At 63.7% G+C, this 10,347-nt stretch carries 12 protein-coding genes; 9 read left to right on the top strand and 3 right to left on the bottom strand.

The genetic code is table 11. The features are described from left to right. Window positions 1–99, top strand: a 99-nt coding sequence (locus ACH107_RS26100; RefSeq protein ID WP_412508556.1) for an adenosylhomocysteinase, incomplete at its 5' end; no start/stop codon positions are given. A 422-nt stretch (window positions 100–521) separates the two neighbouring features. Here ACH107_RS26100 and ACH107_RS26095 read toward each other — a convergent pair. From ACH107_RS26095 to ACH107_RS26085, 3 genes are all read right to left on the bottom strand, one after another. Continuing rightward, complete coding sequence (locus tag ACH107_RS26095; protein ID WP_412508555.1) at window positions 522–977, bottom strand: hypothetical protein; 456 nt, start codon at window positions 975–977, stop codon at window positions 522–524. A 143-nt stretch (window positions 978–1,120) separates the two neighbouring features. Further along, on the bottom strand, window positions 1,121–3,718 hold the full coding sequence (locus tag ACH107_RS26090; RefSeq protein ID WP_412508553.1) for an ATP-binding protein: 2,598 nt from the start codon (window positions 3,716–3,718) through the stop codon (window positions 1,121–1,123). A 16-nt stretch (window positions 3,719–3,734) separates the two neighbouring features. Beyond that, window positions 3,735–4,265 (bottom strand): oxidoreductase, encoded by a 531-nt coding sequence (locus ACH107_RS26085; RefSeq protein WP_412508551.1) that lies wholly within the window; start codon window positions 4,263–4,265, stop codon window positions 3,735–3,737. A gap of 262 nt (window positions 4,266–4,527) precedes the next feature. On the opposite strand from ACH107_RS26085, the gene ACH107_RS26080 reads away from it, so the two are divergent. The 8 genes from ACH107_RS26080 to ACH107_RS26045 all read left to right on the top strand — a co-directional run. Next, window positions 4,528–5,199: a response regulator transcription factor gene (locus tag ACH107_RS26080; RefSeq protein WP_412508550.1), complete on the top strand. Its 672-nt coding sequence runs from the start codon at window positions 4,528–4,530 to the stop codon at window positions 5,197–5,199. Between the two features lie 722 nt (window positions 5,200–5,921). Next, window positions 5,922–6,323, top strand: coding sequence for a Fur family transcriptional regulator (locus ACH107_RS26075; protein ID WP_412508548.1), 402 nt, complete (start codon window positions 5,922–5,924; stop codon window positions 6,321–6,323). Beyond that, window positions 6,320–6,451: a hypothetical protein gene (locus ACH107_RS26070; RefSeq protein ID WP_412508547.1), complete on the top strand. Its 132-nt coding sequence runs from the start codon at window positions 6,320–6,322 to the stop codon at window positions 6,449–6,451. The genes ACH107_RS26075 and ACH107_RS26070 overlap by 4 nt, the downstream gene beginning before the upstream one ends. Then, window positions 6,448–7,191: a zinc ABC transporter ATP-binding protein AztA gene (gene aztA, locus ACH107_RS26065; protein ID WP_412508546.1), complete on the top strand. Its 744-nt coding sequence runs from the start codon at window positions 6,448–6,450 to the stop codon at window positions 7,189–7,191. Before ACH107_RS26070 ends, aztA begins: the two co-directional genes overlap by 4 nt. Then, complete coding sequence (locus tag ACH107_RS26060) at window positions 7,188–8,057, top strand: metal ABC transporter permease (protein ID WP_412508545.1); 870 nt, start codon at window positions 7,188–7,190, stop codon at window positions 8,055–8,057. The genes aztA and ACH107_RS26060 overlap by 4 nt, the downstream gene beginning before the upstream one ends. A 12-nt stretch (window positions 8,058–8,069) precedes the next feature. Beyond that, complete coding sequence (locus ACH107_RS26055; protein WP_412508544.1) at window positions 8,070–9,179, top strand: metal ABC transporter substrate-binding protein; 1,110 nt, start codon at window positions 8,070–8,072, stop codon at window positions 9,177–9,179. Window positions 9,180–9,196: 17 nt separating this feature from the next. Next, the gene (locus ACH107_RS26050; protein WP_412508542.1) at window positions 9,197–10,162 is read left to right on the top strand and encodes a CobW family GTP-binding protein; all 966 of its coding nucleotides are present in this window, start codon (window positions 9,197–9,199) and stop codon (window positions 10,160–10,162) included. Further along, window positions 10,159–10,347 (top strand): hypothetical protein (locus ACH107_RS26045; RefSeq protein ID WP_412508540.1); only part of this gene is annotated, 189 nt, incomplete at its 3' end. The genes ACH107_RS26050 and ACH107_RS26045, both read left to right, overlap by 4 nt.

The raw sequence follows: 10,347 nt of genomic DNA, 5'->3' as shown, positions 1-10,347 counted from the left end.
CGCATCGGCGTCAAGCTCACAAAGCTGCGCGACGACCAGGCCGAGTATATCGGCGTCAAACCCAAAGGACCCTACAAACCTGAACACTACAGGTATTGATCGGCGGACCGGTCTCGTTGCTTGCGCTCGGCAACGCGGCCCCTTGCTGACTTTGCCAATCCTGAACCCGAAGCCCCTGGGCATGCCGCTGCGGCCGAGCTAGATGACACGCATTCACTTCTGAAGCTGCTCCCGCGCTACCCGCAAGTCACGCACTTCCCGGGCCGAGGTCAAATTGGACTGTAGCGGTCGGAACCATCCCAGCCACAGGCGTTGCGTAAGCCCGCCCCCATCGCGGCGATCCATCCCGCAGACGCTCAACATTGCCAGTGACACGTCGATGCCGACATACTGTTCCACGGTTGCCGCCCTCTGTTGGCCCGGGACCGCCGGCGTGGGACCCGTGCGATCCATCATTCCGGGGAATTGCCGCCAACCTTGGTACCCGGTGGCGCAGACCGGCATCCCGACCGTGGTGATCGTTAACCAGCAGAAACAGCGGCGGTTCGCGGCGGCTGCTCGGCCTGCCGCGCGCGCCATTGGAGATTGTTGACGGGCGCCTGAAGAAGCGCGAGCTCGAGCGAGGCATGCAGGACCGGCACCCGCAGGGATATGTCCCCCAGTGTCAGACGGTGTGTTCCGAATTCGTCGGTCTGGAAGTCTTCCGACAGCAGGATCATGTGCTTGCCCGGGAAGCTATCGCGAATGTGGCGCAGGAAGGGGAACTGGGCGTTCACACCTTCATGAGCATCGAGATCGATTAGGATGTAGTTCAGGTCCGGGATCGTTTCGAGCGCATCCGCCAGTGCCGTGTAATCCTTGACGTGTTCCATGGTCGCCTCGTTCTGTTCGAGGACCTGACCAAGAGCGTGGACCAAGGCGGGGCGGATGCTGAGCAGGACGCATTGCGCATCCGGACCGTCGAAAATGCTGAACATCTGTCCTCTCCAGTGATCATTCCGTGATACACTCAGACTTACTACCAAGGCCAGATGACGGCGCGGTCGCTTATGCGCTCTCGTCAAAACACAAGTTGTATGAACCTACTTTGGTTGTCTGGCGTGCGACTGTTACCACGCGGTTAGGCCGAGGCGGTTTCGGCCCGAAAACCTTGGAAAAGCCGTTCTGTTTCCACGTCCAGTACGATCTTCATGCCGTACAGGCCTTGCAGGTCGCGCTCGTGGCACATGCGCTCCAGGTCCTGCAACGCAGCCCCGAGCCTTTGGTATCCCATGAAAAGCAGGCTCCCGGCAACGTAATGCGCGAATTTCCCCAGTTCGTCGAATGCCGTTGGCGTTTCCTCTGCGCGCGCCGGATCGGGCATGCGTTCAAGCAGGGCCTGCATGTCGTGAAAAGCACCAGCCACGAGCGACGGGGTCAGCATCGCCTCGTTGCTATCCGCGGGGAACGGCGCGTCTTGTGCGGCGGGGCCGGTGGTCAGGCCCTTGGTGCCCGGCACGCCGTGAGCGCGTTCGTCGAGGGCATCCCGGATCGCATCGTTGAGCCGCGCGCTGTCGAATGGCTTGAACAGGAAGGCGTCGATCCCGCCCTCGGTTATCGATGCCTCTCGCGCTGTCGCGATTGTCGCCTTGGCTGTCACCGCGATGATGCAGGCGTCACCGGAAACGCTTGAATGCCGCAGGCATCGTGCGACCCCGTCTCCGGACAACTTGGGCATGTTGATATCTGTCAGGATCAGGTCAAAACCGGTATCGACAGCCATCGCGAGCCCGGTGAGCCCGTCGGCCGCGGTCGTGACGCTGTACCCCGACTTTGACAGCATGGTTTCGAGCAGGTGACGGTTTGTGTCATGATCCTCGACCACGAGAACCTTCCCGGCTGTCAAAGGGACGGTAGAGATCTGCGCAGGCTCTTCCTTGGCGGCGGATGCAGGGGGCTCAGCATGTTGGGTGTCGCTCCCCAATATATCCTGGTGGACGGAAAGCGGTACGATCACGCGGAAGACAGTGCCTTGCCCCGGCGTGCTTTCCAGCTCGATCCGGCCGTTCAGCGAAGCGAGGGCGCGCTTGACGATACCCAGCCCGAGCCCCGTTCCGGAGCCGGTGGTTTCCGACGTCCTGAACCCCGAAACGAAGTCTTCGAAAATTCTTGTCTGCTCCGCCTCGCCCATCCCGATCCCGGTATCCGCTATTTCCAGTTGCAAAACGGGCCGGCCCTCGCGTGTGCAGGTCGATCCGCGGATGGTGACGAGGCCGTCCTCGGTGGCCTTGATGGCATTGGAGACAAGGTTGTGAACCACCTTGGACAAATATTCCGAAGACCCGGTCACAAGTGCCCGGTCGGGCCAATCGAAGATCAGCCGGTTGCCCCGCGACCGTGCCAGCGGCTGCATCTGCAGGAAAACGGGATATACAACCGCCCGCGCATCGAGATCCTCGACCACCTGCGGGGGCTGCCTTTCCGCGTCCTTGGCGATTTCAAGGACATCCTCGACCTGCTGCAGTGCCGTTTGCGCAGCGGCTTTCACGGTGGGCAGGTAGCCGGCAGCTGTTGACGACGGATCGGCAGCCTGTGTCATTTCCGTCGCCACGACGATACTGTGCAGCGGTGTACGTATTTCGTGGCTCATTGTCGCAAGGAAACGCTGTTTTGCGGCCGCTTCGTTGCGCGCCTGTGCCAGTGCGCGCCGCGCGGCCAGCCGCGCGTGCCGTTCCGCTGACAGGTCGCGCAGGAAACCGACCAGAACCTTCTCGCGCGACTGGTCACGGACACGAACCACGCTCAATTCCGCTGGAAAGTTCGTACCATCCTTGCGGGACGCGATGATTGGTACGCGGCGAATTTCATTCTCGGGGTCCCGCTTTCCGTTCAGGATGGCCTGGAGCCGTTTCTTCATCGCGCCCTTATGTTTTCTCGGGCCGAGGGTATCCACCACGTTCGCCCCCCGCAGTGACGCGTGGTCGACGCCGAACATGCGCTCGGCCGTGCGGTTGAGGTCGGTGATCCTGAGGTCTCGGTCCACCACAACGATGCCGTCGCTGGACACCTCGATCAGCTTGGCGAGGTAGGCAACAAGGTTTCGCTCGGATGCGTTCTTGCTCGCCAGCGTACGCCACAGGTACGCAAGCACGCCGCCAAGGACCAGCAGTACAAGAACCAGGCCCGTCAGGGTCAGGATCGATTGCCGCAGGGAAGCATGGACCTTGACGCGCTCACTTTCCTGATTCTCGATGGCCGTGTGCATGGCGGCAAGTGCGAAATCGCGTATTTCCGGGCGCATGTCCTCGGCAGTTTTCAGCATCGCCCGCAATTGCGGCCCGGTCATGAACGCGTCCGCGTCGATCACCGGCGTCAAACGGTCGCGCGCATCCTGCACCTGCTGCAGGAGTCGGTTGGTCATCGGCTGGCTCTGGAACATGTCGTACCGCTCGGCCACGGTATCGACACGCGCATAGAACAAGTTGAACTGCTTGCGAATTTCAGCCGCATTTGCCGGGTCCTGTTGACCATCGGACCGAACGTCGATCAGCCCGGCCTGCAAGGCCGTCTGAAAGCGGCTGAAAGCGACTTCGACCTGGGCGAAATTCCACGCATCATTGTCCGAGCGCGCGAAGGAAAATTTTTCCAGCTTCTCGGAAAGCTGCTGGAACACCAGCACAAGGATGCCTTCTGCAAGCAACAGGGTCAGGACCCCGACAAACTGCTTCCATCGCGCCATGGTGTCCCGCCCGGTATCAGTTGGCGTCCGACATGTCCTGATCAGGGCCGGTCATCCATATTTCCGTCAATTGCCAGACGGACGCGCTGTAGTTTACCTCACGCTTGTACCCGGTTCCCGAATCGAAGGGGTACATGATCCAAAGCGGGCCTTTTTCGCGTATGGAGAAGCGTTTCCCGTCGATCCTGTTGGCAATGATCGGATATGTCTCGTCTATGAGCTCAGGCCCGATAGGTGCCGAATAATCATTTGCGGCGACCAACTTGATCGCGAATGGCTCGCGCGCGCCGGCTTGTGTCAGAACATCGTGCAGCGACGGGCCCGAAAACTCGTTGGTGCCCTTGGTCCACAGGGTCGAGGTCACGAAGGCCTCCTGCTCCATCGCCATAAGATCGTCATCTTTCAATTTTACGGGTTCCGACCCGTCGGCAGGATGGATTGTCAGCAGCACGGGCGCTTCTTGGGCCGCAGCCGTCGACACGCGGAAGAGAACCAACGTCAACGCGAGGGTGAAAAAAATAACCCGGAAAAGGAACCTGTATGTCATCGATGTCTCCTGAAAATCGTGAAAAACGCTGGACGACCCTACCAGATCAGAAGGTCTGTGAAAGATAACTTAAGGGTCGCGCCGATACTAACGAGTATGTTGCCGGCCGCGGCCCCGGCGCCACGTTTTCGATGGCGTCGGAACCCATCGTCATTATAAGCGCAACTTCAGATCGGTATTTTTTGACGAGCGGTCTGTATAGAGTCGAACGTGGGCAGCGCATGAAGCGAACGCCGTGAACAGGACTGAAGGAAGTTTGGAAATGGACATTTTGAACGGGGGCGCCGACACGTCGGACGGAAAAATGACCCGGAACGAATCCATATCGGTGCTGATTGCCGATGACCACAAGATGATCGGTGAATCTCTCCGATCAAACCTGTTGAACGAGGACGATTTCGACGTACAGGTTGTTTATAACTTGTCAGAGACGTTGAGCACCCTGCGTAACAGGCCGGGTCACCTCGACCTGGTGCTGCTGGACATATCCATGCCGGGCATGACGGGCCTCAAATCGGTGAAGCAGGTGATCGAGGCCGCGGCAAAGGGAGCCGTTGTCATTTTTTCCGGCACCGCCGATCAGGATTTCATCTGGCAGGCGATAGACCTTGGCGCCAAGGGCTACATCCCCAAGGCGCAATCGTTGCGCAGCCTGCCGACCACGCTGCGGCTGATCGCCGACGGAAACGAATTCGTTCCGTTGGAGTTGCAGCAGCACAAGCGTCAGGCCGACGATGACCCGGCGGACATCACGAAAAAGGACCGCTTGATCCTGAAATCCGTGGCCGAGGGCAAGACGAACAAGGAAATCGCGATCGAGACGGGCAAGACCGAGATCACCATCAAGATGAAAATGCGAGCGCTTTGTAGCCGCCTCGGCGCCAGAAACCGCGCCCATGCCGTGATTATCGCGAGCCAGAAAGGTCTGATCTGACCCTGTCGCGCCGGACATTGCCGGCGGCTGTCAAGGGCGGCACGTGCGGTTTTCTGGATGCAACACCGGGCGCTCTAACTCCGCCTTGCGATCGACGCAACGACAGACATCGAACTGGTTAAAACGCCCCGCGTGTCACCTGTGAAATGTCCGGTCGGCGTTAAGTAGTCCCGGTCTTCTTCCAATGAGCAGGTATCTAAGGTCTCGGCGATTGCGTTGAACATGGCGGTGAAGGGGCGTGCACTGATCGTTCGCAGGTGTGCTTTGTTCTTTGAAAACGCCATCTCGATGGGGTCGAAATCCGGGGTGTAGGTATCGGGAGAGGCGCCAGTTGGTCATGCGACGGATCCAGCGCCCTGAGGGCGCCATGGATGATGCCGGCGAAATCGTCGGACATCGCACACGCCGAGACTTATGCCCTCGATAGCACGGTCACCTCGCGACGCTGGCATTACCCAGATCAGCTCAAGTTTGCGAGGAATCGCGTCCTGCATCTCAGCCCCGGCACTACGTGGCTCCCCTTCATAACCCAACGATAGGGATTGCCCGAGACAGGTCGACCGGCTGCCCTGCCGTGATCTTCGCCGGGCCATGCCAGGCACGTTCCGAAAACCCTGGGAGGCTTGAAGACCATCGGCCTTGGCCCCGCCCATCCGGACCGGATCTATTGTGTTACGTTATAATATACGATCTCAGTCCCTGAGAAAGTATCGGAGGCCGTCATGGGCAAGCGCGGTGAGAAGATTCAGGCGGACGTGCTGGCGGTTCTGCGCCGCCGGGGCGGTCCGCTGTCTGCTTACGAGGTGCTGGGCGCGCTGCGCGAGAGCCATCCCAAGATCGCGCCGCCCACGATCTACCGCGCCCTCGCGGCCCTGACGGAGCGTGGGCGCGTGCACCGGCTCGAATCGATGAATGCCTTCATCGCTTGCCAGTGTGACCAGCACATGCAGGCCTCGATCCTGTCGATCTGCGACGATTGCGGGACGGTGGAAGAAAGCGTCGCCCCCGATCTGCTCGAAGACCTGTCCAGCGTGGCGGGCAGGTCCGGCTTCCGGCCCGCACGGCACGTGATCGAGATCCACGGGCTTTGCGCGTCCTGCGGCGCGGGGCAGGCGCCGGCATGACGTCGTGGCGACCCACCCTTCGCCTGCTGCTGCTCGGCGCCGGCCCCAGGCTGGCCGGTGCGGCCGTGATCGTGGCGCTCCTCTGGTTCGGCTTCGTCTGGGCCACGTCCAGCCCGGGGGCGCCATGACCGCAGCGCTCACCTTCCGCAATCTGACGCTGGGCTACGATCGGCACCCGGTGGTCCATCACCTCGAGGCCGAGATTGCCGAGGGCAGCCTGACGGCAATCGTCGGCCCGAACGGGGCGGGCAAGTCGACGCTGCTCAAGGGCGTGATCGGCACGCTGGCGCCGCTGGAAGGGCGGATCGCGCTCGGCGGTATCAATCGCGATGACATCGCCTATCTGCCCCAGCAATCCGACATCGACCGCTCCTTTCCGATCTCGGTGCGCGATCTGGTGGCCATGGGGCTCTGGCGCGAAGTCGGCGCTTTCGGACGCCTGCGCCCGCACCACCTCGACCGCGTCGCCGGGGCGGTATCTGCCGTCGGTCTGACCGGGTTCGAGGACCGGCCCATCGGTGCGCTGTCGGGCGGGCAGATGCAGCGCGTGCTCTTTGCGCGGCTCCTTTTGCAGGAGGCGCGGCTGGTGCTGCTCGACGAGCCGTTCACCGCGATCGACGCCCGCACCATGGCCGATCTCCTCGGCCTTGTGCGGCGTTGGCACGGCGAGGGGCGCACGGTGATTGCCGTGCTGCACGATTTCGAGACGGTACGCGCGCATTTCCCCGAGACGCTGATGCTGGCGCGCGAACTGGTGGCTCACGGTCCAACCGCGGGCGTGCTGACGGCCGAGAACCAGTTCCGCGCCCGGACCATGGCCGAGGCGCCGGACCCCGATGCAGGCGTCTGCGACCGGGGCGCGGCATGATCTGGGACGCCGTCATCCAGCCCTTCGCCGATTTCGGCTTCATGCGCCGCGCGCTGCTGGGCTGCATCGCGATCTCGGTCGGCGCGACGCCGGTGGGCGTGTTCCTGATGCTGCGGCGGATGAGCCTGACCGGCGACGCCATGGCCCACGCAATCCTGCCCGGTGCCGCGGTCGGCTACCTCGTGGCGGGCCTGTCGTTGGGGGCCATGACCATCGGCGGCATGATCGCCGGCATGGCGGTGGCGCTCCTGTCGGGCTTCGTCACGCGGGCGACGGCGCTCAGGGAGGATGCCAGCCTCGCGGCCTTCTACCTGATCTCGCTCGCGCTCGGCGTGCTGATCGTGTCCACGCGCGGCAGCAACGTGGACCTGATGCACGTGCTCTTCGGCACGGTGCTGGCGCTCGACGATGCGGCGCTGATCCTGCTCTGCGGCCTCGCCAGCCTGTCGGTGGTCACGCTCGCGCTGCTGTTCCGCCCGCTGGTGCTGGAATGCGCCGACCCGCAGTTCCTGCGCTCGGTCAGCGGGTTGAGCGCGGTGACGCATTTCGTCTTCCTCGCGCTCGTCGTGATCAGCCTCGTCGGCAGTTTCCAGGCCCTGGGCACGCTGATGGCCGTGGGTATCATGATCCTGCCCGCCGCCGCCGCGCGGTTCTGGGCGGCCGGCATCGGCGGGCTGCTCGTCGCGGCCGTCTCGGTCGCGATCCTCGCGAGCCTCAGCGGGCTGCTGCTTTCCTACCATTACAGCCTGCCGTCCGGGCCGGCGATCATCCTCGTGGCGGGGCTCGCCTACGGGCTGTCGCTGGTTTTCGGGCCGGCCGGCGGTCTCGTCGCGCGCGCGCTGCCGCGCCGCCACCTTGAAGCCTGAAAGGAAATCCAAATGACCAACCGCAGAACTCTCCTGAAATCCGCCACCGCCGCTGTCGCCCTCTCGCTGGGCGCGCCGGCGCTCGCGCAATCCGACGGGCCGATCCCCGTCGTCGCCACCTTCTCGATCCTCGGCGACATGGTGGCGCGCATCGGCGGCGAGCACGTGGCCCTCACGACGCTCGTCGGCCCGAACGGTGACGCGCATGTCTACCAGCCGACGCCGCAAGCCGCCCGCGCGGTGAGCGAGGCCGAGATGCTCGTGGTCAACGGCCTGCAGTTCGAGGGCTGGCTCGACCGGCTGATCGAGGCGTCCGAGTTCGATGGGCGCCGCGTCGTGGCGACGGCGGGGATCGAGCCGATCGCCTTCGACGGCGAGCACGACCACGGGCACGACGATCATGCCCACGATGATGGGCACGATCATGCGCATGAAGATCATGCGGAAGAGGCCGCCCACGATCACGACCATGAGGAGCACGCCGAGGCCGGTCACGATCATGACCATGACCACGAGGACCATGCGGAAGAGGCGGGCCACGACCACGATCACGACGACCTTGCCGGGGCGGGGCATGACGGCCATGACCACGGCGCCTTCGACCCGCATGCCTGGCAGAGCCTCGACAACGCGGTGAGCTATGTCGACACCATCACCGCCGCTTTGGCCCAAGCCGATCCCGAGAACGCGGCGACCTTCTACGAAAACCGCGCCGATTACGTCGCCGAGATTGAGGCGCTTGATGCCGAGATCCGCGAGATCGTCTCGGGCCTGCCGGAAGATCGGCGGATCGTCGTCACCTCGCACGACGCGTTCCAGTATTTCGCGCGCGACTACGGCCTGACCTTCCTGTCGCCGCAGGGCGTCAGCACCGAGTCCGAAGCGTCGGCAAGGGACGTCGCGCGCCTCGTCGAGACGATCCGGGCGGAGGGCGTCTCGGCGATCTTCTTCGAGAACATCGCCGACACCCGTCTGCTCGAGCAGATCGCGGACGAGACCGGCGCGACCATCGGTGGCACGCTCTACCCCGGCGCGCTGTCCGAGCCGGACGGCCCGGCGCCCACCTATCTCGACATGATGCGCCACAACGCGACGACGCTCGCACAGGCGCTGAGCTCCTGACCCAAAAGGATCCGACCATGACCGCACAAGTCCCTGTAACCGTCCTGACCGGCTTTCTCGGCGCCGGCAAGACCACCCTGCTCAACCGAATCCTCACCGAACAGCACGGCAGGAAATACGCCGTCGTGGTCAACGAGTTCGGCGAGACCGGGATCGACAACGACCTCGTCGTGGATGCCGACGAGGAAGTGTTCGAGATGAACAACGGCTGCATCTGCTGCACCGTGCGGGGCGATCTCATTCGCATCCTCGGCGGGCTGATGAAGCGCGCCGACAAGTTCGACGCGATCCTCGTCGAGACCACGGGCCTCGCCGACCCGGCCCCGGTGGCGCAGACCTTCTTCGTCGACGCCGACGTGGCCGAGAAGACGCAGCTCGACTCGGTCGTGACCGTCGTCGACGCCCGCCACCTGGAGACCCAGCTGGAAGAAAGCCACGAGGCGGCCGAGCAGCTGGCCTTCGCCGACATGGTGCTGCTCAACAAGATCGACCTTGTGGACGCGGATCACCTCGCGCGGGTCGAGGCCCGCATCCGCGCCATGAACCCCTATGCGCGCATCGTCCATGCCGAGCGCTGCGGCGTGCCGCTCGACACGGTGCTGGGCCAGAACGCCTTCGACCTGAAGCGCGTGCTCGAGAACGAGCCGCATTTCCTCGAGGACGACCACGCGCATGAGCATGACGACGCGGTGACCAGCGTCGCGCTGGAGTCCGACACGCCGCTCGACCCGGAGAAGTTCCAGGCGTGGTTCGGCCGGCTCCTGCAAGAGAAGGGGCAGGACATCCTGCGCTCCAAGGGCATTCTGGACATGGCCGGGGAGCGTGACCGGTTCGTCATCCAGGGGGTCCACATGCTCATGGAGGGCGACTTCATGGGGCCCTGGCCCGAGGGCGCGGCGCGCTACTCGCGGCTCGTCTTCATCGGACGCGGGCTCGACGGCATGGGCCTCGAGGAGGGCTTCGCGGCATGCAAGGCGGCGTGAATCCGGCGCCGGCCCGGGACGGCTTCCCGCCGACCCGGCTGGAGGCCGAGGGGCGGCACCTGGACACCGGCGCGCATGTGACCGCGGCGGTGGCGCTCGGCGAGACGGTGGTAAGTGCGCATGGCGACGGGGCCCTGCGCCTCTTCGGTGGCGACGCGCCGCCGCGGGAGCCAATGCGAACACCA

The sequence above is a fragment of the Roseovarius halophilus (ex Wu et al. 2025) genome, assembly GCF_047086965.1.
The sequence above is the reverse complement of the archived record's forward strand: the minus strand, read 5'-3'. Positions and strand labels throughout refer to the sequence as shown.